A 24,967-nucleotide genomic window follows, 5' to 3' on the forward strand; every position below is an offset into this window, starting at 1 on the left:
CCCCTTGCGGGGCGGGATCGGCCAAACGCCAACGGCGTTTTGCCGACCCGCGGGTTGGGATGAGGGGTAACTGCCGAAGGCAGTCGGTTTCATAAGTTTGCCCCCCTCACCCCAACCCCTCTCCCGCGAGGGGAGAGGGGCTTTGATAGATGACATCTTAAATCAGCGCCCCGCTGCCTGCATTGTCCTTAGTCCCACCGCCGCCTCGACGAAGGCGATCAGCTGCTCGGCGTAGAGATCCGGGGTGACGCCGCGGCGGCGGTGCTTGGCGCGCTTCACGTACCAGTCCTGCAGCATCGGCTTGATCAGCACCGCCGCCATCGTCACGTCCGGCACCGCGAACAGCCCGCGGGCGACGCCGTCGGCCAGCGCGTCGGCGATCATCGATTCCGTCATCATCTCGCTGCTGACGGCGAGTTCGCGGCCTTCCTTCGGGAAGGCTTTCGCCTCCATGTAGGCGAAGACGAACCAGGGGTGCATCGCCTCGGTCAGATAGAGGTGCGTTTCCAGAAGCCAGCGCAGCCGGCCGGCGGGATCGGTCGCGAGCGCTTCCGGCGGCCGGCCCAGCACCTCCTCCACCACGCCGACGACCTGTCCCAGGATCATCATCAGCAGCGTGTCCTTGCTGTCGAAATAGGCGTAGAGCGCCCCCATGCTCAGTCCCGACTGTTCGGTCAAATCGCGCAGGCTCATGGAATGGAAGCCCTTGCGGTTCGCCAGCGTCAGCGTCGTTTCCACGATCCGCGCAAGATTGGCGATGGCGACCGCCGGCTTCTTCACCCGGATGGTCGCGGCATGGCGTTCCAGGATGCGGGCGCACAAAGCCTCCATCGACAGGTCGTGCCGGGCCTGGAACTCCTGAAAGCTGCTCATGCGGTCGGACCCTATCGTTCGTGACGTCAATCGTTCTTGCACAAGAAGAGCGTCGGAGATATAAAGCGAGCGCTCGCTCGTTTTTTCAAGAGCGCTGTTCGAAGCGCCTGCGGCGACGTCCACCAAAAATCCCAACCTGGGAGGAAGCATGAGCTTCACCATAGACCTGACCGGCAGGACGGCGCTGGTCACCGGCGCATCGAGCGGCCTGGGCCGGCATTTCGCCGGGGTGCTGGCGAAGGCGGGCGCCCGCGTGGCGCTGGCCGCCCGGCGCACCGACGCGCTGGCCGAGACGAAGGCCGCCATCGAGGCAGCCGGCGGCACCGCCCTGGTCGTCGCCATGGACGTCACCGATGCGGGCTCCGTCTCCGCTGCGGTCGCGCAGGCCTGGGACGGGCTCGGCCGCATCGACATCCTGGTCAACAATGCCGGCGTGACCGCCACGCGCCCCTTCCTCGACATGAGCGAGGAGGAATGGGACCGGGTGGTCGACACCAACCTGACCGGCTGCGCCCGCGTCGCCCGCGAAGTGGCGCGGCGCATGCGCGACGACGCGCAGAGCGGCGGGAAGGGCGGGACCATCGTCAACATCGCGTCGATTCTCGGCATGCGGGTGGCTGGCCATGTGTCGTCCTACATCGCCGCGAAGGGCGGTCTGGTGCATCTGACCAAGGCGATGGCGCTGGAGCTGGCCCGCTATGACATCCGCGTCAACGCGCTCTGCCCCGGCTATGTCGAGACCGAGCTGAACGCCGATTTCTTCGCCAGCGATGCCGGCAAGGCGCTGGTCAAGCGCATCCCGCAGCGCCGTCTCGGCCGGCTGGCCGATCTGGACGGGCCGCTGCTTCTGCTGGCGTCGGATGCCGGCGCCTACATGACCGGATCGATCCTCGCCGTCGACGGCGGCCATCTGGTTTCCTCCCTGTAAAGAACGGAGCCGTTCCATGGACTTCACCCTTCCCCCGGAGCTGGACGACCACCGCCGCCGCGTGCGCGCCTTCGTCGAGGAGGAGATCCTCCCGGTCGAGGCCGACCGCGCCAACTGGGACGAGCATGAGAACATCGCCGACGCCCCCCTGGCCGCGCTGCGCGCGAAGGCCAAGGCCGCCGGCCTGTGGACGCTGCAGTTGCCGAAGGAGGTGGGCGGGCAGGGCCTGCCGATGGTCGGCGTCGCCGCCTGCTACGAGGAGATGAACCGCTCCATCTTCGGGCCGGTCTGCTTCAACGCCGCCGCCCCCGACGACGGCAACATGCGGCTACTCAGCATGGTCGGCACGCCGGCCCAGAAGGAGCGCTGGCTCGCCCCCATCGTCGAGGGGCGGGTGCGCAGCGCCTTCGCCATGACCGAACCGCATCCCGGCGGCGGTTCCGACCCGTCGATGATGAAGACCAGGGCGGAGCGCAAGGGCGACCGCTGGGTCGTCACCGGGCGCAAGTGGTTCATCACCGGGGCCGACGCGGCGCAACACTTCATCCTGATGGCGCGTACGTCCGACGATCCGCGCAAGGGGCTGACCGCCTTCCTGTTCGACAAGGACCAGCCGGGCTGGCGCATCGAACGCCGCATCCCGATCATGGGGCCGGAGGAGCATGGCGGCCATTGCGAACTGATCTTCGACGGTCTGGAGATCGCGGACGAGAATGTGCTGATGAAGGTCGGCGACGGGCTGAAGGCGACGCAGATCCGCCTGGGGCCGGCGCGGTTGACCCACTGCATGCGCTGGACCGGCCTCGCCAAGCGCTGCCTGGAGATCGCCGCGGCTTACGTCAAGGAGCGCGAGAGCTTCGGCATGCCGCTGGCCGAGCATGAGGGCGTACAGTGGATGCTGGGCGAGACGGCGATGCAGATCGAGATCGGCCGGCTGCTGACGATGAAGGCCGCCCATGCGCTCGACAGCGGCAGCTTTGCCCGCAAGGAGGTGTCCATGGCCAAGGTCCAGGTCGCCGACACCCTGTTCAAGGCGGCGGACACGGCGATCCAGCTCTGCGGCGCGCGCGGCTATTCCAAGGACACGGTGCTGGAATGGATCTACCGCTACGCCCGGCAGGCCAAGCTGGTCGACGGCGCGTCGGAGGTCCACAAGATGGTGCTGAGCCGCAGCTATCTCGCCGAGGGCGACGATTTCTGGGGCTGGCGATGAGTGGCGGCGGGACCGGCCTGACCGCGGAGCGGAAGGCGGCGCTGGAATCCTGGCTGGCCGGGCAGGCCGGGGCCAGAGCCGTGACGGTGACGGATGAGGGGCGCCTCAGCGGCGGCGCCATCTCGCTCAATCTGGCGGTGACGTTGGAGATTGACGGGGGTCGGCTGGACGGCCGCCATGCCTGCGTGCTGCGCACCGGCTCCGCGTCCGGCGTGTCGGCCAGCCTTGGGAAGGTGCAGGAGGCGGCGGTTCTCGGCGCCGTATTCGCCACTGGTGCCACGGTTCCGGAGCCGCTGTTCGTCGGATCGGACCCGGCGATGCTGGGCGCGCCCTTCTACATCATGCGGCGGGCGGCGGGCATCGCCGCCGGCTTCCGCATCGTCAAGAGCGACGCGCCGCAGCGCGATCTGGCCCGTGAACTCGGCAGGCAACTCGGCCTGATCCACCGCGTGCGGCCGGGAACGCCGGGGTTGGAATTCCTGCCCCTGCCCGAACCGACGGCGGCGCGGCAAGCCGCCCATGATTTCCGCCAGTGGGCCGGACGCTATGCCGTGACCGATCCGGTTCTGACCTACGGCCTGCGCTGGCTGGAGCGGAACGCGCCGCCATCCGGCGACCTCGTGCTGTGCCACCGCGATTACCGCACCGGCAACTACATGGTCGAGGACGGCCGGCTGTCCGCCATCATCGATTGGGAGTTCGCGGGCTGGTCCGACCCGATGGAGGATCTGGGCTGGTTCTGCGCCGCCTGCTGGCGCTTCGGCCGCAACGACCGCGAAGCCGGCGGCATCGCCGACCGGGACGACTTCTATGCCGGCTATGAGGAAACCGCCGGCCGCCGGGTGGATCCGCATGCCGTCGCCTATTGGGAAGCGGCGGCCTGCATGCGTTGGGCGGTGATCGCCATCCAGCAGGCCAACCGCCACATCTCCGGCACCGAACCGTCGCTGGAACTGGCGCTGACCGGGCGGATGCTGCCGGAGATCGAATTGGACCTGTTGCTGCACCTGGACGCCGTCGCGGCGCGCGGAGGCTTCGTATGATCAACGACGATCCCAAGGCCGGCGACCTCGTCGCCATCGCGCTGCGCAGCTTCCGCGAGTCGATCCTGCCGGTGATCCCGGCCGACCAGCGCTTCACCGCGCTGATGATCGCCAACGCACTCGGCGTGGCTGAACGCGAACTGGCGGCCGGCGGCAAGGGCGAGGCGGGGCTTGCCGACGCGGTGGGGAAACTCATCAATGCCAAGGGCGATCTGCGGGCGCTGCTGCCCCGGCTCTGCACCGACATCGACGTCGGACGCCTCGATGCCCCCGAGCGGCAGGCGGCCTTGCGGGCGGTGCTGATGGACATCACGCGGGCAAGGCTGGCGGTGAGCAATCCGAAGCGGCTGGCGGCGGAAACCTCCCGGTCCGAGACGCAAAAGTTCGAAACGCCGGGGTCCGGTCGATGAGCCCCTTCGCTCCGCTGGACGGTACCGTCGCGCGACGGCGGCTGTATCTGCTCCGTCACGGGCATGTCGCCTATTACGATGCCGACGGCAAGCCGCTGAACCCGAAGCTGGCCGCCCTGACCGAGCGTGGGCGGGAGGAGGCGCGGGCGGCCGGCCGGCTGCTCTCCTCCGTGCCGCTCGACCGGGTGCTCTGTTCCGGTCTTGCCCGCACGAAGCAGACGGCGGAACTGGTCGCCGAACCGCATGGGCTGGCCGTGGAGGACCATCCGGCCTTCCTGGAAATCCGCGCCGGTCGGCTGGCCGCTGTTCCGAAGGAGAAGCGCGAGGCCGCCTATGTCTACGGCTTCGAGGCCGCCACCGAGGAGGGCAGCTTCGCCGGCGGCGACGGTTTCGCGGCGGTCCGTGACCGGGTGGTGCCGGCGATCGAGGCGCTGGTGCTGGAACCCGGCTGGACCCACCTGGCGCTGGCCGCCCATGACGGCGTGAATCGCATGCTGCTGTCCTGGGCCTGTGGGGCGGGGCTGTCCGCCTTGTCGGCCTTCGAACAGGATTACGGCTGCATCAACATCATCGACGTCGATGTGGCCGACGGCCGGGTGCTGCGCCGCCTGATCCGTGCCGTGAACCTGACCCCCGGCAACCCGGCAAAGCTCGGCCTGCACCGCACCAGCCTGGAGGAGGCCTTCGGTCCGCTGCTGGATTTGGACTGACGGCAGTGTCGCGGAGGCCTGGAAACGCCGGGCGGTCGGCTGCCGCCCGGCAGTCCGTCAGTGCCGTGCCGCCTTATGGTCGCCATGCTCCCGCTTCTCGGCGGTATCGCGGCCGATCAGCTTGTTGAAGTTGGAGCCCTCTTCGTAGAGCAGCGCCAGCTTGGAGTCCTCGAACTGCTGGAAGAACTCGTTCCAGTCGATCTCCTCCAGCTCGCCATGGTCGGACTGGCGGGCCTTGGGGAACATCAGGCGCAGCAGGCCGACGCCGGTCTTGCGGTTCTTGCCGCCGTCTTCGTCATGGGTGCTGCGGACGACGGCGGGCTTGCCGCCGTGGCTTTCGGCCCAGCGGCGGATCTCGTCGTGGTCGGTGGTGGTCTTTGCCATGGGTATCCTCCGGGTCGGTGTCCAGGCAGGAAGCGTTCCCGTACCAGAACAGCCGGCGCCGGAAGGCGTTGCGGTCCGGCAGCGCGCCGGGTCAGTCGCCGCCCTGCAGCCGAGCGATCAGCGCCGGCACCTCCGCCGCGGGGATCGGACGCGAGACGTGGTATCCCTGCGCCTCGTGGCAACCCAGCCGGCGGACGGCGTCGAGCTGCGCCCGGTCCTCCACCCCCTCGGCGGTGATGACGATGCCGAGGTTGCGGCCCATGCCGGCCACCGCCTGCACCACGGCGGTGGAACCGGTGCAGCGCGGCAGGTCGGCGACGAAGCTGCGATCGATCTTCACCTTGTCGAAGGGGAAGCGGCAGAGATAGCCCAGCGCCGAATAGCCGGTGCCGAAATCGTCCATGACGATGCGGGTGCCGAGCGCCCGCAGTTCCCGCAGAGTGTGGAGGTTGGTGTCGTCGTCCTGCAACAGGACGGATTCGGTGATTTCCAGCTCCAGACGGGCGGGGGCGAGGCCGGTCTCGGCCAAGGCGTTGCGCACCGCCTCGACCAGTCCCTTGTTGCGGAATTGGACGGAGGAGACGTTGACGCTGACCCCGATCCCGTCCGGCCAGCGCGTGGCCTCGCGGCAGGCCGTGCGCAGCGCCCATTCGCCGATGTGGGCGATCAGGCCGGTTTCCTCCGCCACCGGGATGAAGTCGGCCGGGTTGATCAGGCCGCGCCCGGGATGGCGCCATCGGATCAGCGCCTCGAGCCCGCGGATGCGGCCATCGTCGGTGGCGATCAGCGGCTGGTAGTGCAGCTCGAACTCGTCATGGCGCAGGGCCTCGTGCAGGCCGAGCTTCAGGTCGTGGAAGGCCTTCAACCGTTCCGCCATCTCCGGCGCGAAGAAGCGGTGGGTGTTGCGGCCGTCGGCCTTGGCGCGGTAGAGCGCGATGTCCGCCGCCTTCATCAGGGAATCTGCGTCGATCCCGTCGCGGTGGGCCAAGGCGATGCCGATGCTGGTGCCGGTCTGGATCTGGGCGCCGTCGACGTCGAAGGGCTGCGCCAGGACGGAGACGATGCAGCGGGCAAGCTCCTCCGCCTCTCCCGTGCCCCAAAGGCCGGGCTGGAGGATGGCGAACTCGTCTCCGCCGAAGCGGGACACGAGGTCGGCCGGGCCGATGCAGCCGCGCAGCCGGTCGGCCACCTGCCGCAGCAGCGCGTCGCCGGCCGGGTGGCCCAACGTGTCGTTGACCGCCTTGAACTGGTCCAGGTCGATGTAGTGGACCGCCATCATGCCGTCGGGCGTCGCCTCGCGCAGGGACTGCTCCAGCCTTTCCTGGAAATAGAGGCGGTTGGACAGGCCGGTCAGCGAATCCAGCCGGGCGAGACGCGCGATCTTCTCCTGCGCGGCGCGGCGCTCCTCTTCCATGCGGCGGCGTTCGGTGACATTGCGGAAGAACACCGACAGGCCCTGCGCGGTGGGGAAGGCATGAACCTCCGTCCATTCACCGAGCGTCGTGACGAATTCCTCGAAGACCACCGGTCGCTGCTCCACCATCGCCCGGCGGAACAGGTCGCGGGTGCCGGTCTGCTGCGGGAAGGCGCCGAAGAAGTCGTCGCCCAGCCGGATGCCGCAGTCCTCATGGATGGCGGCGGCGGCCGGGTTGCGGTAGGTGATGCGCCAGTCGCGATCGACGAACACCACGCTGTCGGTCGTGCTCTCCAGCACACCGGACAGCAGGGCCGTGGACTCGTCCACCTTTTGTCGGGCCAGTTGGATGTCGGTGATGTCGCGGGAGATCGCCAGCAGCCGCTGCGGTCGCCCATCGGGGCCGGGCAGGGGGCAGACCAGATTGTCCCACCATTTGGGCGTGCCCTTGGCCGTCGGACAGAAGCCGATGAAACGGGAGGTGCCGCCTTGCCGCGCGGTTTCCACCGAAGTCCGCAACTCCGCCCGCCGTTCCTCGGGCCAGAATGCTTCCCAAGGGTGGCCGTTCACGCAGTCGAAGCTGTCGAGTTCCATCAGGGCGAGGCCGGGGATGCTCATGAAGGTCAGCCGCCCCTCCATGTCCAAGACCTTGACGCATTCCGGCGTGTTGTCGAGGATCTGGCGGGCGAAGGCCTCGCTCTCGCGCAGAGCGGCTTCCGTCATCTTCCGTTCATGAATGTCCTCGGTCGAGCCGTACCAGCGCATGACCCGGCCGGTCGCGTCGCGCCGGGCCGTAGCGCGCGCGCGGAACCAGCGATAGCTGCCGTCGGCCATGCGGATGCGCTTTTCATGGTCGATCCGGATGCCGGTCGCCATGGCGTCGGCCCAATTGTCCAGAGTGCTCCTGAGGTCGTCGGGGTGGACGGCGCCCATCCAGCCATGCCCCAGTGTCTCCTCGTGGGTCAGGCCGACCAGGGCGCGCCAGCGCGACGAAACTTCCAGAAGCCGGCCGTCGGCATCGAGCGTGAAGGGGAATTGCGGGTTCAGCTCGACCGAATGGCGGTAATGGTCCTCGCTTTCGCGGAGCGCATCCTCGGCCAGACGGCGCTGGTGGATGTCCTCGTCGGTGCCGTACCAGTGGGGGATGCGCCCATCCCCGCCGCGGTGGGCGGAGGCGCGGCGGCGGAACCAGCGATAGCCGTCGCCGCCTTGCGCCTCTTCTCCCACAACGCGCAGGCGCAGGTCCATCTCGAGCGGAGTGCCGCAATTCAGCGCCGCGGCCCAGGCGGCGGCGAAGGGCGCGCGGTCGTCGGGGTGGAGTGCGGCGCTCCAATCTTCGGCGGTGGCGGTCTGCTCAGTGGTCTGCTCAGTGGTCTGGCCGATGCGGTCGCGCCAGCGAGACGTCGTCCGCGGCGTGCCGTCGGGGTCGCTGCACCAGGGATAGAGGTTGCTCTGCTCCAGCGTGTGGCGATGCAACTCCTCGAGCCACCGGAGGTCGGCCTCCCGCCGCCGCAGCTCGGTGCGGTCCTCCACGATGCAGAGGAGAGTGGCTCCATCCTCATCGCTGTGGGGGTGCAGCGCGGCGACCAGCACCGCGTCGGCGTCGGTCAGCGGGATGCCCTCGACCACCGTGCCGGCCAGGACGGCCGGCAGGGCCGCGCGCAATGCCTCCTCCGCCTCCGGCCAGAGGTCGGTCAGCGAGACCCCCGCCGCGGAAGAGGACGGCAACCCGGCCATCGCGCCCATGCGCCGGTTCATCCGTAGGCAACGGAGTCGCCGGTCGAGAAACGCGATCCCCACCGGAAGCGCGTCGTGCACGGCATCCACCGGAGCCTGCTTGCGGTCCGGGAGCCGGTCAAATCCGGCGGTCTGCTCGGCGGTCAGGGCTTGGTGCATTGTCACGGATCGATAAGGATGGCGATTGCCGGCTCCAAAGTGCCGGAACTCATGCTTATTCGTGAAGCACCGAAGAAAAGGTTAATAATCTATCCAGGCTGACAGTAGTCACTGTTGGCGTGAGCATGTTGTTTCAAGATTGTTCTGCAGCGGCGCTGTAAACTCCGGCGCAATGCTATTGGGGGAAACCCTGATATTTGTCAGACGGTCGCGGACTGCATGAGAATGGATCGATCCTCCGCCTCGTCGAGGAAGCGGGACCTGAAGGCCGATCGGCTATTCATTTCGTACCCGCCAGGCTTCCGGTTCTTCAAAACGGAAGCCTGGCTGTTGGCAGAAGCTGCGGCTATGCCGATCAGGCCTCGGTCAGTTCCATCGGCTGGCGGGCCCGGGCGTCGCGCTCGCGGTCCTGACGGCTCGGCGCCTCGACCCAGGCGATGCGCAGGATGTTGGTCGATCCCGGCATGCCGAACGGAACGCCGGCGGTGATGACCAGCCGCTGCCCTTCCTCGGCCAGCCCATGGACGAAGGCCAGACGGGCGGCCTTGTGCACCATGTCGGAGAAGTTCTGCACGTCCTCGGTCAGCACGGCATGGACGCCGTAGGCCAGCACGAGGCGGCGGGCGATGGCGGCCTTTTCGGTCATGCAGAGGATCGGCACCTCCGGCCGTTCGCGCGCCGCCCGCAGCGTGGTGGAGCCGCTGGTGGTGTAGGTCGCGATGGCCGCCGCCTTGATCGTGTGGGCGACCTGACGGGCCGCGGCGGTGATGGCGTCGGACGCGGTCTGCTCCGGATCGGCGTGCTGCGCGTCCATCATCTTGCGATAGAGCGTGTCCCCTTCCACCCGCCGGGCGATGCGGTCCATGATCGACACCGCTTCAATCGGATACTCGCCCGACGCGGTTTCCGCCGACAGCATGACCGCATCGGCGCCGTCGAACACCGCGGTGGCGACGTCGGAGGCCTCCGCGCGGGTCGGGGCGGGGGCGGAGATCATCGATTCCAGCATCTGGGTGGCGACGATCACCGGCTTGCCGGCCAGACGGGCGGCATGAACGATACGCTTCTGGATCGAGGGGACGTCCTCCGGCGGCATTTCCACGCCCAGGTCGCCACGGGCCACCATCACGCCGTCCGACATCTCGACGATGCGGTCGAGATGCTGGATCGCCTGCGGCTTCTCCAGCTTGGACAGCAGGGCGGCGCGGCCGCCGATCAGCTTGCGCGCCTCGGCCACGTCCTCGGGACGCTGGACGAAGCTGAGCGCCACCCAATCGACGCCCTGGTCGAGGGCGAAGTCGAGGTCGGCGCGGTCCTTGGCGGTCAGCGGCGACAGCGGCAGCACGACGCCGGGGACGTTGACGCCCTTGCGGTCGGACAGCTTCGTGCCGGACACCACAACGGTCTCGGCGAAGTCGGCGCCGCAGGCGGTCACCCGCAGCCGCACCTTACCGTCGTCCAGCAGCAGTTCGGCGTCCGGCACCAGGGCGGCGAAGATCTCCGGATGCGGCATGCCGACGCGGCGGGCGTCACCCGGCTCCGACAGCAGGTCGAGGCAGAAGGACTGGCCGGCGGTGAGCGTCACCGGACCATTGGCGAAGCGGCCGAGCCGCAGCTTCGGGCCCTGCAGGTCGGCCATGATGGCGATGGGGCGGCCGGTCTCCTCCTCCAGCGCGCGGATGGCGCGGACGCGCTCGCCATGGTCCTCGTGACTGCCATGGCTGAAGTTCAGGCGGAAGACGTCGACGCCGGCCTCGAAGAGGCGGCGGATCATCGCGGGCGAGGAGGAGGACGGACCCAGCGTGGCGACGATTTTCGTCTGCCGGTAACGGCGGATCGGCTTGGCAGTGCTCATGGGGTAACAGGCTCCGAAGAGAAGATGGTGGCCGTGCGGGACAGGAAGGGGGGCGGGCGGCGTCGTCGCCTCAGGCCACCCCGAACCGGTAGACGATGGACCCGGCATACCATTGGCCGGGGCGCAGCACGGTCGAGGGGAAGGAGGGGATGTTGACGGAGTTCGGAAATTTCGACGGTTCGGCGCAGAAGGCGCTGTGCCTGGTGTAGAGCGTGCCGCCCTTGCCGACGTCGCGGGGGGCTTTGCCCTCCAGGAAATTGCCGGTGTAGAGCTGAAGGCCGGGTTCGGTCGACAGCACCTCCAGCGTCCGGCCGCTGTCGGGGTGGAGGATGCGGGCCTGCAGCGCCGGGGCCGGGCCGGTTGCCGGCTTGTCGATCACATAATGCAGGTCATAGCCCTTGCCGAGCGCCAGCATGCGGTCGTCGGCGTCGATGCGGTCGCCGAAGGCCGCCGGCTTGCGGAAGTCGAGCGGAGTGCCGGTGACGTCCACCACCTCGCCCGTCGGCACCGCGGTGTCGCTGAGCGCGAGATAGTGGCCGGCATGGACGGTGACGACATGGTCGAGGATCGACGATCCGAGATCGCCCGACAGGTTGAAGAAGGTGTGGTCGGTGAAGTTGGCGACGGTGGTCTTGTCGGCCGCCACCGCGGTCCAGGCGATGGTCAGGGCGTTGTCGTCGCCGACCGAATAGACCAGCCGCACCGGCAGGGTGCCGGGGAAGCCTTCCTCGCCGTCCTGGAAGACGTAGGTCAATTCCAGGCTAGCCTCGTCCAACTGTCGGGCGTCGAAGACGCGGAAGCGGGAACCGCGCTGGCCGCCATGCACTGTGTTGGGCGGGCTGTTGACTGAAGCCTGATGCTCCACGCCGTCCAGCGTGAAGCGGCCGCCGTCGATGCGCCCGCAATAGCGTCCGATGAAGGACCCCATGGAGGGCTGGCCGCCCATCGCACCATCGATGGTGTCATAGCCCTGGACGATATCGCCCGGATTGCCGTCGCGGTCCGGAACCAGGATCTGTTCGATCTTGGCGCCGTAATTGGTGATCCGCACCACCATGCCCCGGCCGTTGCGCAGGGTGAACAGGTCCACCGGCTTGCCGTCGATGGTGGCGCGGTAGTCGTCGCGCTTCAGGTCGGTGTAGGTCGCCATGGTCCAGGCATCCCTGTGGAAAAGGTTACAAAAAACCGAGAAGCATCAGCCCCAGGATCATCACCACGCGCAGGAGCAGTGCCGTTTCCAATGGGTCCGCGGTCATGGTTTGGGCCTCACCGGAAGCATCGTGGCATTATTATACTAATATATTAGAGCCGAAGGCAAACCGCTTCGGCCTTTTCACGCTGGCACGGACAGTTTGCCGCAGGGGGAGGCGGCAGGGCGGGGAATTCAGCGGGATTGCCGGGCGTCCGGCGGGGGATCGGGCCGGCCGGCGCAGTGGTCGACGGCCGGCCGTTCCGCATCAGCTTATCCTGGGCGGCGTACTCACGCCCGGCCCAGCACCGTCGCGATGGCGCCTTCCAGCGCGGTCAGATCGGGTTCGATGTGCGTGCCGGTGGGGAACACATTCTCCGCACCGGGACGGACGACGCCGATGAAGGGTAGGCCGTTGGTCTGCGCCGCCTCCAGGTCGGTCAGGGCATCGCCGACGAAGACGCTGCGGCTGGTGTCGATGCCGTGGCGCTCGATCAGGTCGGCGACGACGATGGTCTTGTGGCGGGGGCTGCCGGCGACTTCGGCGAACAGCGGCGTCCAGCCGCGGCGCTCCACGATCCGCCGCAACTCCGTCTCCGGCGTGCCGGAGGCGATGAACAGCGGATGCCGGTTGCCATGGCGGCGGATGAAGTCGAGCGCGCCGGGGATCTCATCGCAGGCGGTGACGGCGTCTTCCACCATCCCGCCGACGCGCCGGACCATTTCCTCGATCCGCTCCTCGTTCCGCGGCAGGCCCAGCAGCACTTGGTCGAAGTGGTGGAGCATCTGCCCCCGCGGCAGCCCGCCGTTGCGGTGGTAGAAATCGGCGATCGCCCGGTCCACCTCCGGGCCGTGCCCGCGGTACAGGCTGAGGAAGGCTTCAAGCTTGATCGCGTTCGATTCGACGATCACACCGTCGAAATCGAACAGGACCGCTTGGCAGGGCAAGGTCATGTCCAGGTCCCGTTTGCAGGTCTTGATAGGGGGGAGCGTCCGCAGGACGGAAAAGGAAGCCGCCGGACAAAATAGCACGGCGGGCCTCAAGTCCGAGAGGAGCATCCGGAAACTGCCCCATGGAACGGTCACTGGAAGCGACCGCCCGGTAAAACATGAGGCAGGCTGCGGCACCGATTGCAATATATTAATATGCTCAAGCGTTGGAAAGCCGGTTTGTCGGTCCTCTCCCCTCCGACACAGGCGCTACCTCGAACGGGGCTGACGATTGGACAGCTACCTCGTCACCCCACCGGCGTGTGATAAGGGGTTGGTTCGACTCTGACCATTCGCTTGCTTGTGATGGACGTCCAAGGCTGCCCGATCTCCGCCAACTCCGGGCCTCGCCGGTGAGCCCGTCATCGGCCATTGCCGTGCCGCCCGCCTTCCTGACCGGAGCGGGCGAGGTGAGCGGGCTCATGCGCAGCCATGACTGGGCTGCGACGCCTCTCGGCCCGCCTGCCGGCTGGCCGCCGGAGCTGCGTGCTGCGGCCGGGCTGATGCTGCGTTCCCGCCAGGCGATGTTCATCGGCTGGGGAACGGAGGTCACCTTCCTCTACAATGACGCCTATGTCGAGATTCTCGGCGCCCGGCATCCCGATGCGCTTGCACGGCCGATGGCGCAGGTTTGGCCGGACGCCTGGCCGAAGGCGCAAGGCTTCGTCCGTCAGGTCCTGGACGGCGAAGCGCTGAGGCACGAGAACTGGACGGTGCCGCTGGAGCGGAACGGCCACCGCGAGGACGCCTATTTCACATTCTCCTACACGCCGATCATGGACGCGGCCGGCGCGGTCGGCGGCTTCCTCTGCATCGTCACCGAGACGACGGCGGCGGTGCTGGCCGAGCGGCGCACGGCCTTCCATATCGAGCTGGAGCACCGTCTGCGGGAGCTGTCGGACCCGCTCGACGTGGTGGTCGCGGCGGCGGAGGCGATCGGGCGGCATCTCGGCGCCAGCCGCGTCGGCTATGGCGCGATGGACGACGGCGAGCGTTTCTTCACCACCGAACGCAACTGGACCGACGGAACGGTGCAGTCCCACATCGGCACGCATGACCTGACGGGGTTCGGGGAGCCCGTTCTGACGGCGTTGCGCAAGGGGGAGACGCTGGTCATCCACGACGCCGCCCACGATCCACGCACGGCGGCGCCGGAGCTGCGGGCGGCCTTCGACGCCCTGGAATTCGCCGCCGTCATCACCGCCAGCCTGGTGAAGCAGGGGCGGATGGTCGCCGCGCTCTATGTGCACAACCGGACCCCGCGGCGGTGGCGCGACGACGAGGTCGAACTGGTCAGGGAGGTGGCGGAACGGACCTGGTCGGCGGTGGAGCGCGTGCAGGCCGAAGCCGAGCTGCGCCGCGCCAATCGCCAGCTTCGGGCGGAGGGGGAGCGGTTCCGCGCCCTGTTCCGGCAGGCGCCGGGATTCATGTATGTCTGGCGCGGTCCCGACCATGTCTTCGAGATGGCGAACGATGCCTATTTCGACCTGATCGGCTGCCGCGACATCATCGGGAAGCCGGCGCGGCAGGCTCTGCCGGAAGTGGTCGGGCAGGGCTTCTTCGAACTGGCCGACCATGTCTATGCCACCGGCGAACCGTTCGTCGGCGAAGGGATGCGCGCGAGGCTGGCGCGGCGGCCCGGCGCGCCGCTGGAGGACCGCTTCGTCACCTTCGTGTTCCAGCCTATCCGGGATGACCAGGGCCAAGTCACGGGAATGTTCGTCCAGGGCAACGACGTGACCGGGATGAAGCGCACAGAGGACGCGCTGCGCGAAAGCGAGCAACGGCTGCGCATCGCGCAGGATGCCGGCGGGGTTGGCACCTTCGAACTGCGCGAGGACGGAATGCTGGCGGTGTCGCCGGAATTCTGCCGGCTGTGGGGTGTCGAACCGCGGCCTCTGGTTCCCCTTGAGGAGCTGGTCACCCTGATCCATCCGGCGGACCGGCCATCCCTGCCGACCCTTCAGCCCGGCCGCGTGCCGGCCGAGGGGCTGGGCTATGTCGAATACCGCATCCTCCGGCCCGGCAGTGGTCCCGGCAGTGGTCCCGGCACTGGTGAGGTGCGCTGGATCGCCCGGCGCGCGCAGGCGATCACTCATGCCGGGCTGCAGGGGGAAGGGGTCGTGACGCGGGTGCTCGGCGCCTGCTACGACATCACCGACCGCAAGTGTGCCGAGGAGGCCCTGCGCGAGCTGAACGCGACGCTGGAACAGCGTGTGGCCGACCGCACCGCCGACCGCGACCGAATGTGGCGGCTGTCGACCGACATCATGCTGGTCGCGCGCTTCGACGGGATCATCACCGCGGTCAACCCGGCCTGGACCGCCCTGCTGGGCTGGCAGGAGGGGGAGTTGCTGGGAACCGTCTTCCTCGACTACGTCCATCCCGAAGACCGGGAGGCGACGGGGGCCGAGGCGGGCCGGCTGGAATCGGGCCTGACCACCATGCGGTTCGAGAACCGCTATCGCCACAAGGACGGATCCTACCGCTGGATTTCCTGGACCGCGGTTCCCGACGACCGCTTCATCCACGCGGTGGGCCGCGACGTGACCGCGCGCAAGGAGTCCGAGGCCGCCCTGCGCCGGGCCGAGGAACAGCTGCGGCAGGCGCAGAAGATGGAGGCGGTCGGCCAGTTGACCGGCGGGGTCGCCCATGACTTCAACAACCTGCTCCAGGCGCTCAGCAGTTGCCTGACCATGATCGGCCGCCGCACCGCGGAGCCGCGGGTGGCACCGCTGCTGGAGGCGGGGATGCAGGCGGTGGACCGCGGCAGCAAGCTGGTCCAGCAACTGATGGGCTTCGCCCGCCGCGACAGCCTGCGCCCGGAACCCATCGACCTGCGCGACCGGGTTCTGGGCATGGCCGGCCTGCTGGAGCGCGCGCTGCGCGCCGACATCCGGGTGGAAACCCGCTTCGCCCCCGACCTGCGCCCGATCGAGGTCGACCCGACCCAGTTCGAGCTGGCTCTGATCAACATGGCGGTGAACGCGCGCGACGCGATGCCCCAGGGCGGCAGCCTGACCATCGCGGCGGAGAACGCGACGCTTCGCTCCGGCGACCCGACCGGCCTGGAGGGGGAGTTCGTGCGCCTGTCGGTCGGCGACACCGGGACCGGCATGCCGCCGGAAGTGATCGCCAAGGCATTCGACCCCTTCTTCACCACCAAGGAGGTCGGCAAGGGATCCGGCCTCGGGCTGGCGCAGGTCTATGGGCTTGCCCGGCAGGCGGGCGGCACCGTCTGGATCGACAGCCGGCCGGGGCAGGGCACCACCGTCACGCTTCTTCTGCGCGCCTCCGCCCAGGCGCCTCGGGTGACCGCCCCGCCGGCCCGCATCGCGATCCCGCGCCGGGATGCCGCCCGCGTGCTGATGGTGGAGGATGATCCGGTCGTCGCCTCCTCCGTTTCGGCGGCGCTGGAGGATGCCGGATGGATCGTCCTGCGCGCCACCACCGCGGACGAGGCGCTGCCGGTGCTGGCCGGCGGGGAGCGCATCGACCTGCTGTTCTCCGACGTCGTGATGCCCGGCCGGCTGAGCGGCATCGACCTTTGCCGCGAGGCGATCGCCCTGCGTCCCGGCCTGCCGGTGGTGCTGACGACCGGCTACAGCGAGGACGTGGCGCGGACCGAGGGCATCCGGGTGCTGCCGAAGCCCTACCGCATCGACGGCCTGCTGCAAGCCCTGGACGAGGCGCTGGCCGGAGCGACGCCGTCCGCCGAAATCGCCTGATTGGTTCAGGCCTCACCCGCGATCCTGCGGTGCCACTGCTTTTCGTAGCGCCGGCGTTCGGCCGCGGCGGATGGGTCGCTGCCCATGGCGAAGGTCCAATAGCCGATCTGGAAGGCGATGTAGCAGGGCAGGAGGAATTCCAGCAGCCGCCGGTCCAACCCCGCTGCCGCGTCTATCGCACCGCACAGGGCGCGGGCCTGCGCATCGGACAGGTCGAATTCCACGATGCCGCCGGCCACGTCCCAGGCGATGTCCTGGCAACCGATCAGGTCATGGGCGGCGGCATGGTCCAGCGCATCGGCCTTCATCAGGCACCCGTCCGGCAGCCGCAGCCATTCCCAGCGATGCAGCCGGTTGTCGGTGACCACGCGCCGTAGAGCGGTCTCCAACCCGGCCAGCTTGTCCGGCGTCCAGCGATCCAGATCGGCGGCGGCACCGTTGCCCAGCGCCTCCGCGACGTTGGTGCGGGCCATGGTCAGCAGATCGGGCAAGGCGGCGCCGGAGTCCGGAGGGGCCGGCAGATGCCGGGCGCGGAAGGCGAGATAGCCGGCGAGGCGGTCCACGGCGTCCGCGGGCATGTCGGTCAGCGGGCGAGCGCCCTCCAGCCAGCGTTCGGCGAGGAATCCATGGCGCAAGTCAACGGGTTCGGGGGTAAAGCCGGCGGCATGGAGCGCGCGGGCGCGTTCAAGCAGCTCCTCTCCGGCACGGCCCAGGCCGGCGAACTTCAGCAGCCAGGGGCCGTTGCCGGTGCGCAGGAGGAATTTCCGGCGTTCCTGCTGTGGATTGGCCGGGAAAGCGCCTGTGGAGTCGTGCAGCCGCCGCCATGCCCCGCCCGACAGGTCTTCCAGGGGTGCCAAGGCCGGGCCGAGCAAATCCTCGAACCAGCGTTCCAGCGGCGGGAACGGACTGTCGCCTGAGCGGAACAGCGAATCGAAATCGATCACCGGGCGCGCCGCCGCTGCCCAGCGCCGGCGGTGCGGCTCGGATGCCTGGGGGCCAAGATCCCCGCCATGGCCGGGCAGGAAGGCGATCCGGTCTGCACCGACACCCTGTGAGTCCAGCCAGTCGGCCACCGCGCCGAACGAACTGCCGGACAGGCCCGGCCCTTCGTCCACGATGACGTAGGTGGCCTTGGGATCGGCAAGCATTCCGGCGCGCAGACGGTTTGAAATCCGCGGTTCCCGTCGAAAAGGATGCCCCACCGGGCGCAACGTTATCGGTGGACAAGACTTCAGCGCCACTGCCGCCAGGGCCGCCAGCCCGGTGCCGATGCTGCGCAGCCCGATCACCACCGGGGCGTCGGCGAACCGCGGCGGCAATCTCGCCGCGGCCTCGAGATAGGCTTCCGGATAAAGGCTGTAGAAGGCATAGCCCTCGGCCCGTCGCATGCGGATCAGGTCCGGCAGGGGGAAAGCGGCCAAGCTCTCCAGAGAGTGCGGGGCGAGCGGAGCCGCGGCTTCCCGCTGCTCCCCCGTCCACCCCGGCCGCCTCGGCCACCAGGACCAGGCGACTCGATGCGCGAGGGCCATGACGACCGCCATGGCTGCCTGCTGCAACGGCGTGCAATCATCCTCGCCGATACTGTGGAATTCCAAGTCGGCAAGACCCTGCGCCAACTCCGCCGCTTCGATGAACAGCGTTACCAGGGCGCCATGCCGCTCTGCTCCGGGGGCGAGCCGGTCGGCACCGGCAAGCCCCTGTTTCAGCCGTGCGATGATGCGGCGGGGATCCTCGCAGCTGTCCCGGTCGCCGTAGACCAGCATGGCTTGCTCCCGCCGGCCGCCGTCACCAGGTCGGGAAGAACAGCAGCAGCAGGGCCATGACCGCGAGGATGCCCAGAATTGTCCACATGGCGGGACGGCCCAAGCCTCGCGAGGTGCCGGCCTTCGGAAGTTCAGTGCCTACTTTCCGGAAATTGCCAGCCATCGTGTGTGCTCCTGAATTCGTCGATCTGTCGCTATCCAACAGGGCGAGGCCGGCAAAGTTGCCGGTTCCGGATGCGGTTCCCCATCCGGCGCAGGTTCCGCCAGGGTGCGCCGAACGAGGTCGCCGGAGGAGCTTTCCGCTTTAACGCCAATGGATTGAGTGGAGTTGCCGTTTTTCTCGTGGGTGGATGCGAAAAAACCACTTCCCAAGCGCATCATCGATGGGCAAACTCTACATACGAAATAGAAAAGACGGCGCCGATACCACGAAAGAAATTCGTGCAATTCAGGAGCCACCGAAGGAGACCCCTGCCATGTCGCTTCGCCGCATGACCCTCCTCGCCGCCGGCCTGACGCTGGCCTGGCTGGGTGTTGCCGCCGCCGATTCCAAGGACACGCTGCTGAACGTGTCCTACGATCCCACGCGGGAATTCTATGTCGAGTTCAACAAGGCGTTTGCCAAGAAGTGGGAAGCGGAAACCGGCCGCGCCCTGACCGTTCGCCAGTCGCATGGCGGCTCCGGCAAGCAGGCGCGGTCCGTCATCGACGGCCTGGACGCCGACATCGTGACCCTGGCGCTGGGCTATGACATCGACGCCATCGCCGATGCCGGCCTGCTGCCGAAGGATTGGCAGAGCCGCCTGCCGAACAACAGCGCCCCCTACACCTCGACCATCGTGTTCCTGGTGAAGAAGGGCAACCCGAAGGGGATCAAGGACTGGAACGACCTGGTGAAGCCTGGCGTCCAGGTCATCACCCCGAACCCGAAGACCTCCGGCGGCGCCCGCTGGAACTATCTGGCGGCCTGGGCCTATGCCCTGCAGGCCAACGGCGGCGACGAGACCAAGGCCAAGGAGTTCGTGGCGCAGCTGCTGAAGAACGTTCCGGTTCTGGACAGCGGCGCCCGCGGTTCCACCGTGACCTTCACCCAGCGCGAGATCGGCGACGTCCTGCTGGCCTGGGAGAACGAGGCCTACCTGTCGCTGCAGGAATTCGGCGCCGACAAGTTCGAGATCGTGGTGCCCAGCCTGTCGATCCTGGCCGAGCCGCCGGTCGCCGTCGTCGACAAGGTCGTCGACCGCAAGGGAACCCGCAAGGTCGCCGAGGCCTACCTGCAGTTCCTCTACACCCGTGAAGGCCAGGAGATCGCGGCGAAGAACTATTACCGCCCGCGGCTTCCGGAGCTGGCGACCCAGTATGCGGGACGCTTTGCGGATGTTAAGCTGGTCACGATCGACCAATTCGGGGGCTGGCGTGCCGCGCAAGAGAAGCATTTCTCCGACGGTGGTGTCTTCGACCAGATCTTCCAGAAGGGGCGCTGATCCATGGTCGCCGCTGCCGACAGCGACGGCGCTCTGGCGGGAAAGGGGGGCGCGGTGACGGTCCGCGCCCCCGTTCCCCTCTTCCGGAAGCCCAGCGTCATCCCGGGCTTCGGGCTGACGCTGGGCTTCACGCTCACCTATCTCAGCCTGATCGTACTGGTCCCGCTGGCCGCCCTGATCGTCCGGTCGAGCAGCCTCGGCTGGGGCGGATTCTGGTCGGCGGTGACCACGCCGCGGGTGATCGCCGCATTCGAGGTCAGTTTCGGCCTCTCCTTCGCCGCGGCGCTGACCAACGCGGTGTTCGGTTTCCTGGTTGCCTGGGTGCTGGTGCGCTACGACTTTCCCGGCAAGCGGCTGGTCGACGCCCTGGTCGATCTGCCCTTCGCCCTGCCGACCGCGGTGGCGGGCATCGCGCTCAGCGCGCTCTATGCACCGAACGGCTGGCTGGGCAAGCCGCTGAACGAACTGTTCGGTCTGAAGGTCGCCTTCACGCCGGTGGGCATCGCCATCGCGCTGACCTTCATCGGCCTTCCCTTCGTCGTCCGCACGGTGCAGCCGATCCTGCAGGACCTGCCGGCGGAGGAGGAGGAGGCCGCGGCCTCGCTGGGCGCCTCGCGCTTCCAGACCTTCCGCAGCGTGATCCTTCCGGCGGTCCTGCCGGCGCTGGTGACCGGCTTCGCGCTGTCCTTCGCCCGCGGCGTCGGCGAATACGGGTCGGTCATCTTCATCGCCGGCAACATGCCCGGCCTGACCGAGATCGTCCCCCTGCTGATCGTCATCAAGCTGGAGCAGTACGACTATGCCGGCGCCGCCGCAGTCGGTACGGCCATGCTGGGCGTCTCCTTCCTCATGCTCCTGATCCTCAACCTTCTGCAGCAGTGGATGAGGTCGCGCCATGCCCGCTGATACCAGCATTTCCGCGCCGGCTTCCATCCCGGTGCCGCCCGCGCAATCGGCCCTGACCGAACCCGCATGGGTCCGTGCCGCCCTGATCGGCGGAGCCCTGCTGTTCCTGGCGCTGTTCCTGCTGCTGCCTCTGGTCGCGGTGTTCGTGGAGGCGCTGCGCCGCGGGTTCGACGCCTATTGGACGGCGCTGATCGAACCGGACGCCGTCGCCGCGATCAAGCTGACGCTGATCGTCGCCGCCATCGCGGTGCCGGCCAACCTGCTGTTCGGCGTCGCCGCATCCTGGTGCGTCGCCAAGTTCGACTTCCGCGGCAAGAACCTGCTGATCACGCTGATCGATCTGCCCTTCTCGGTGTCGCCGGTGATCTCGGGCCTGATCTATGTGCTTCTGTTCGGCATGAACGGCCTGTTCGGCTCCTATCTGCGCGACATGGGCGTCCAGATCATCTTCGCAGTGCCGGGGCTGGTGCTCGCCACCGTCTTCGTCACCTTCCCCTTCGTGGCGCGCGAACTGATCCCGCTGATGCAGGAACAGGGCTCCGACGAGGAGGAAGCGGCGCTGGTTCTGGGGGCCTCCGGCTGGCAGACCTTCTGGCGGGTCACGCTGCCCAACATCAAGTGGGCGCTGCTCTATGGCGTGCTGCTGTGCAACGCCCGCGCGATGGGCGAGTTCGGCGCCGTGTCGGTCGTCTCCGGCCATATCCGGGGCGAGACCAACACGATGCCGCTGCATGTTGAGATTCTCTACAACGAATACAATTTCGTCGCCGCCTTCGCGGTCGCCTCGCTCCTGGCCATGCTGGCCCTGGTCACGCTGGTCGTGAAGACCGCGCTGGAGTGGCGTTTCGGGGACGAGCTGGCGGCGGCCCGGCACTGACCGCCGGACTCTGGAGAGGACAACGCGACCCATGGCGATCCAGGTTTCAGGCATCACCAAGCGCTTCAACGATTTCACCGCACTGGATTCAATCGATCTGGAGGTGAGGTCGGGCGAGCTTCTGGCCCTGCTCGGCCCGTCGGGCTCGGGCAAGACGACGCTTCTGCGCATCATGGCTGGGCTGGAAAGTCCCGATGCGGGCGGCCTTCTGCTGAACGGGGAGGAGGCGCTCGGGCTGAAGCCGCGCGACCGGCAGGTCGGCTTCGTCTTCCAGCACTACGCCCTGTTCCGGCACATGACCGTGTTCGAAAACGTCGCCTTCGGGTTGAAGGTGCGGCCGCGCGGTCAGCGCCTGGGCAGCGCCCAGATTCGCCAGCGCGTGACCGAGCTGCTGGAACTGGTGCAACTGTCGCCCTTCGCCGGCCGGTACCCGGCGCAGCTGTCGGGCGGCCAGCGCCAGCGCGTGGCGCTCGCGCGCGCTCTGGCCATCGAACCGAAGGTGCTGCTGCTGGACGAACCCTTCGGCGCACTCGACGCCAAGGTTCGCAAGGAACTGCGTCGCTGGCTGCGCAAGCTGCACGACGACATCCACATCACCTCCGTCTTCGTCACCCACGACCAGGAGGAGGCGCTGGAACTGGCCGACCGCGTGGTGGTGATGAACCAGGGCCGGATCGAGCAGATCGGCACCCCGGCGGAGGTCTACGACCACCCGGCCTCCGCCTTCGTCTACGAGTTCCTCGGGCAGGTGAACCGCTTCGACTGCACGGTGGAGGGCGGCGTCGCCCATGTCGGCGGCGGCGCCCTGACGATTCCGACCGAAGGCGGCGTTCAGGGACCGGCGGTGGCTTATGTCCGCCCGCACGACCTCGGCGTCACCCCGGCCACGGCCGGTCCGGGGCGCATCTCCGGCATCCATGTCGTTGGCCCCGATGCGCGGATCGAGATCGACCTCGCCGGTCTGGCGCTGGAGGCCGAGATGGACCGCGAACGGCTCGCCACCCTCGGCATCGTCGCTGGCGACCGCTGCGCCGTGCACATCGACCGGGCGCGGGTGTTCGCCCGGTAAGGCTCAGTCCGCGTTCTTCTGCTCGGCGAGCGCCCGGTAATTGCCGTCGCGGTAGGCCTTCAGGCTGAGGTCGACCGCGGCGGTCTCGACCCCGGCGCTGCGCAGCACGAGGCCGGCGAGCTGCAGGCTGGCCTCCATGGTTTCCGGCACGATGGCGGTCGCTCCCGCCCCGACCAGGGCGGCGCTTTGCCCCAGATCATGGGCGCGGGCGATGATCGGCAGCGACGGGGCCGTGGCGTGGATCGCCTCCACCGCACGGTGGGCGGCGTCCGGCCGGTTCAGCGTGATGACGGCGGCGCGCGCCCGCTCGATCCCGGCGGCCCGCAGGACGCTTCCCTGGCTGGCGTCGCCGTAATAGACCGGCAACCCGTCGTGCCGGGCGGCGGCGATGCGCTGCGGTTCCAGGTCCAGCGCCACATAGGCGATGTTGTGCTCGGTCAGCAGCTTGGCGACCGCCTTGCCGACGCGGCCGTAGCCGCAGATCAGCACATGGCTTTTCAGATCGCTGGTCTCGATGCCGAAGGCTTCTGCCCCCATCCGGGCCTCGATGAACTGGGCAAGCCGCTGGGCCGAGGCGCCGATCGCCGGCGTCACCGCCATGCTCAGAGCGACCGAGGAGGACAGCAGCAGGCCGGTGTGACCGTCCAGCACCGACAGCCCGACCGCCTTGCCGATCAGCACGAAGGCGAACTCGCCACCCTGCGACAGCAGCAGCCCGATCCGCAGCGAGGTCGCCAGCCCCAAGCCCGAGAGACGGCAGAGCAGGAACAGCAGCAAGCTCTTGCCGATAAGCAGCGCAGCGGTGATCGCGGCGATGGTCTGCGCCTCCGCCATCATCGCCGGCAGGTCCAGCGACATGCCCACAGTCATGAAGAACAGGCCGAGCAGCAGGCCGCGGAAGGGCTCGATGTCGGCTTCCACCTGGTGGCGATAGGCGGTGTCGGCCAGCAGCATGCCGGCGAGGAAGGCGCCCAGCGCCATCGACATACCGGCCTCCGCGGTCAGCCAGCCGACCGCCAGCACCACGAACAGGTTGGTGGCGGTGAACAGCTCCGGATTGCCGGCCGACGCGATGAAGCGATAGGCCGGGCGGACGACGAAGCGGCCGAGCAGCATGATGACGACGATGGCCGCCACCGCCTTGGCCGTTGCAAGGGCCAGGGCGAGCGGGATGCTGGCATTGGCGTCCGCCAGCAGCGGCAGCAGGGTCAGCAGCGGCACCACCGCCAGATCCTGGAAGATCAGGACGGCGACCGAGATGCGGCCGAAGCGGGCGACGGTCTCCCCACGCTCGACCAGCAGTTTCAGCACCGTGGCGGTGGAGGAGAAGGCCAGCATGCCGCCGACGATCAGCGCCGCCTCCGGCGTCAGGCCCAGCCACCATGCGACGAGGCCGATGGCGGCGCTGGTCAGACCGACCTGCATCAGTCCCAGGCCGAAGATGTAATGCCGCATCGCCCGCAGTCGCGAAACCGGCAGTTCCAGCCCGATCGCGAACAGCAGGAACACGACACCGAACTCCGACAGCACCTGCGGCACCGCCAGATCGACCACCGGCCCGGGAGTGTGCGGGCCGAGCATGGCGCCGGCGACCAGATAGCCCAGCACCGCCGGGATGCGCAGAACCTGGAACAGGGGCACCACCAGAATCGCCGCCAGAAGCAGGAACAGAACGTCCAAGAGAAGGGTGAAATCGTGCATGACCGGATCGCGATGGGGCAGGGGCGCAACTGTATGGTCTTGCAGAGGCCCATCCCGCAAGTGCATCCCGCAGGTCACCCGACGAAGCGGAAACGGAGCAGGAGTGGTAGGGCAAAATCGTGAAGTGGTGAATTTTGCCCTGGACGATCCGGATCGGCCTGCGTATATAGCCGCTCCTCGGCCAACGGCGGCACCCGAACAGGGGCGCAGCGGCGGTCGAGGCCCCGATGGATTGGGGCAGGGTCGTTTCAGTTCTATGCTTCGCCGACGCTTCGGTGGAGAGGCCGAAAAAAAGGGCTTGACCCGATCGGCCGAGAGAGCTAGAAAAGATGCCTGCCAGCGCGAACCGGTCGGTTTGCGCTCCTCCGATCTGAAATTGATGGCTCGTCGATCCGGTTCACCGGTCGATGTTTCGTCGTGATCGGGATGGATCTTGGACATTGTAGATCGTGAAGTCGAGAAGGGATGCGCAGGCGGCGGCAGTTGGTAGCCGTTGCGGCCTTGGGGTGCTGGTTCTTACGGGGATTGGCACAA

At 68.1% G+C, this 24,967-nt stretch carries 19 protein-coding genes; 10 read left to right on the forward strand and 9 right to left on the reverse strand.

The genetic code is table 11. The annotated features are described in order from the left end of the window. Positions 1 to 162: 162 nt before the first annotated feature. Positions 163 to 873 carry a TetR/AcrR family transcriptional regulator gene (locus FZ983_RS25200; RefSeq protein ID WP_149226567.1) on the reverse strand — a complete coding sequence of 237 codons (711 nt, stop codon included), beginning with the start codon at positions 871 to 873 and terminating at the stop codon, positions 163 to 165. 148 nt (positions 874 to 1,021) lie between these two features. Here FZ983_RS25200 and FZ983_RS25205 point away from each other — a divergent pair, with 148 nt between their 5' ends. From FZ983_RS25205 to FZ983_RS25225, 5 genes are read left to right on the forward strand one after another with little or no spacing between them, the layout of a single operon-like run. Continuing rightward, entirely contained in the window at positions 1,022 to 1,801 is a 780-nt protein-coding gene (locus FZ983_RS25205; RefSeq protein ID WP_149226569.1) for a glucose 1-dehydrogenase, read from the forward strand. Positions 1,802 to 1,817: 16 nt separating this feature from the next. After that, positions 1,818 to 3,014, forward strand: coding sequence for an acyl-CoA dehydrogenase family protein (locus FZ983_RS25210; protein ID WP_149226571.1), 1,197 nt, complete (start codon positions 1,818 to 1,820; stop codon positions 3,012 to 3,014). Beyond that, positions 3,011 to 4,057 (forward strand): phosphotransferase family protein, encoded by a 1,047-nt coding sequence (locus FZ983_RS25215; RefSeq protein WP_149226573.1) that lies wholly within the window; start codon positions 3,011 to 3,013, stop codon positions 4,055 to 4,057. The genes FZ983_RS25210 and FZ983_RS25215 overlap by 4 nt, the downstream gene beginning before the upstream one ends. Further along, positions 4,054 to 4,467, forward strand: a complete 414-nt coding sequence (locus tag FZ983_RS25220) for a DUF6285 domain-containing protein (protein ID WP_149226575.1) — start codon at positions 4,054 to 4,056, stop codon at positions 4,465 to 4,467. Before FZ983_RS25215 ends, FZ983_RS25220 begins: the two co-directional genes overlap by 4 nt. After that, positions 4,464 to 5,177, forward strand: coding sequence for a histidine phosphatase family protein (locus FZ983_RS25225; RefSeq protein WP_149226577.1), 714 nt, complete (start codon positions 4,464 to 4,466; stop codon positions 5,175 to 5,177). Before FZ983_RS25220 ends, FZ983_RS25225 begins: the two co-directional genes overlap by 4 nt. A 57-nt stretch (positions 5,178 to 5,234) precedes the next feature. Here the strand turns inward: FZ983_RS25225 and FZ983_RS25230 are convergent, their stop codons facing one another. From FZ983_RS25230 to FZ983_RS25250, 5 genes are all read right to left on the reverse strand, one after another. After that, entirely contained in the window at positions 5,235 to 5,561 is a 327-nt protein-coding gene (locus tag FZ983_RS25230) for a hypothetical protein (protein WP_149226579.1), read from the reverse strand. 91 nt (positions 5,562 to 5,652) lie between these two features. Further along, complete coding sequence (locus tag FZ983_RS25235) at positions 5,653 to 8,871, reverse strand: EAL domain-containing protein (protein WP_149226581.1); 3,219 nt, start codon at positions 8,869 to 8,871, stop codon at positions 5,653 to 5,655. Positions 8,872 to 9,226: 355 nt separating this feature from the next. Continuing rightward, on the reverse strand, positions 9,227 to 10,726 hold the full coding sequence (gene pyk / locus FZ983_RS25240; RefSeq protein ID WP_149226583.1) for a pyruvate kinase: 1,500 nt from the start codon (positions 10,724 to 10,726) through the stop codon (positions 9,227 to 9,229). A 70-nt stretch (positions 10,727 to 10,796) separates the two neighbouring features. Next, on the reverse strand, positions 10,797 to 11,876 hold the full coding sequence (locus tag FZ983_RS25245) for an aldose epimerase family protein (RefSeq protein ID WP_149226585.1): 1,080 nt from the start codon (positions 11,874 to 11,876) through the stop codon (positions 10,797 to 10,799). A 330-nt stretch (positions 11,877 to 12,206) separates the two neighbouring features. Beyond that, the gene (locus FZ983_RS25250) at positions 12,207 to 12,869 is read right to left on the reverse strand and encodes an HAD hydrolase-like protein (RefSeq protein ID WP_149226587.1); all 663 of its coding nucleotides are present in this window, start codon (positions 12,867 to 12,869) and stop codon (positions 12,207 to 12,209) included. Positions 12,870 to 13,315: 446 nt separating this feature from the next. Here FZ983_RS25250 and FZ983_RS34900 point away from each other — a divergent pair, with 446 nt between their 5' ends. Beyond that, positions 13,316 to 16,633 (forward strand): PAS domain S-box protein, encoded by a 3,318-nt coding sequence (locus FZ983_RS34900; protein WP_247883967.1) that lies wholly within the window; start codon positions 13,316 to 13,318, stop codon positions 16,631 to 16,633. 5 nt (positions 16,634 to 16,638) lie between these two features. Here FZ983_RS34900 and FZ983_RS25260 read toward each other — a convergent pair whose 3' ends face one another. Next, the gene (locus tag FZ983_RS25260; protein WP_149226589.1) at positions 16,639 to 18,396 is read right to left on the reverse strand and encodes a hypothetical protein; all 1,758 of its coding nucleotides are present in this window, start codon (positions 18,394 to 18,396) and stop codon (positions 16,639 to 16,641) included. Between the two features lie 22 nt (positions 18,397 to 18,418). After that, positions 18,419 to 18,559 carry a hypothetical protein gene (locus FZ983_RS34300; protein WP_188092503.1) on the reverse strand — a complete coding sequence of 47 codons (141 nt, stop codon included), beginning with the start codon at positions 18,557 to 18,559 and terminating at the stop codon, positions 18,419 to 18,421. Positions 18,560 to 18,872: 313 nt separating this feature from the next. Here FZ983_RS34300 and FZ983_RS25265 point away from each other — a divergent pair, with 313 nt between their 5' ends. The 4 genes from FZ983_RS25265 to FZ983_RS25280 are packed head-to-tail and all read left to right on the forward strand — an operon-like array spanning position 18,873 to position 22,732. Beyond that, on the forward strand, positions 18,873 to 19,880 hold the full coding sequence (locus FZ983_RS25265) for a sulfate ABC transporter substrate-binding protein (RefSeq protein WP_149226591.1): 1,008 nt from the start codon (positions 18,873 to 18,875) through the stop codon (positions 19,878 to 19,880). Between the two features lie 3 nt (positions 19,881 to 19,883). Next, entirely contained in the window at positions 19,884 to 20,786 is a 903-nt protein-coding gene (cysT, locus tag FZ983_RS25270) for a sulfate ABC transporter permease subunit CysT (RefSeq protein WP_149226594.1), read from the forward strand. Continuing rightward, positions 20,776 to 21,663 carry a sulfate ABC transporter permease subunit CysW gene (gene cysW / locus FZ983_RS25275; RefSeq protein ID WP_149226596.1) on the forward strand — a complete coding sequence of 296 codons (888 nt, stop codon included), beginning with the start codon at positions 20,776 to 20,778 and terminating at the stop codon, positions 21,661 to 21,663. Before cysT ends, cysW begins: the two co-directional genes overlap by 11 nt. Positions 21,664 to 21,694: 31 nt before the next feature. Beyond that, a complete protein-coding gene (locus FZ983_RS25280) occupies positions 21,695 to 22,732 on the forward strand; it encodes a sulfate ABC transporter ATP-binding protein (RefSeq protein WP_149226598.1) in 1,038 nt (345 codons plus the stop codon). Positions 22,733 to 22,735: 3 nt separating this feature from the next. On the opposite strand, the gene FZ983_RS25285 is transcribed toward FZ983_RS25280, so the two are convergent. Beyond that, positions 22,736 to 24,433 (reverse strand): monovalent cation:proton antiporter-2 (CPA2) family protein, encoded by a 1,698-nt coding sequence (locus tag FZ983_RS25285; RefSeq protein ID WP_149226601.1) that lies wholly within the window; start codon positions 24,431 to 24,433, stop codon positions 22,736 to 22,738. Between the last annotated feature and the right edge of the window lie 534 nt (positions 24,434 to 24,967).

It is taken from the genome of Azospirillum sp. B21 (genome assembly GCF_008364825.1).
Classification (GTDB): Bacteria; Pseudomonadota; Alphaproteobacteria; order Azospirillales; family Azospirillaceae; genus Azospirillum.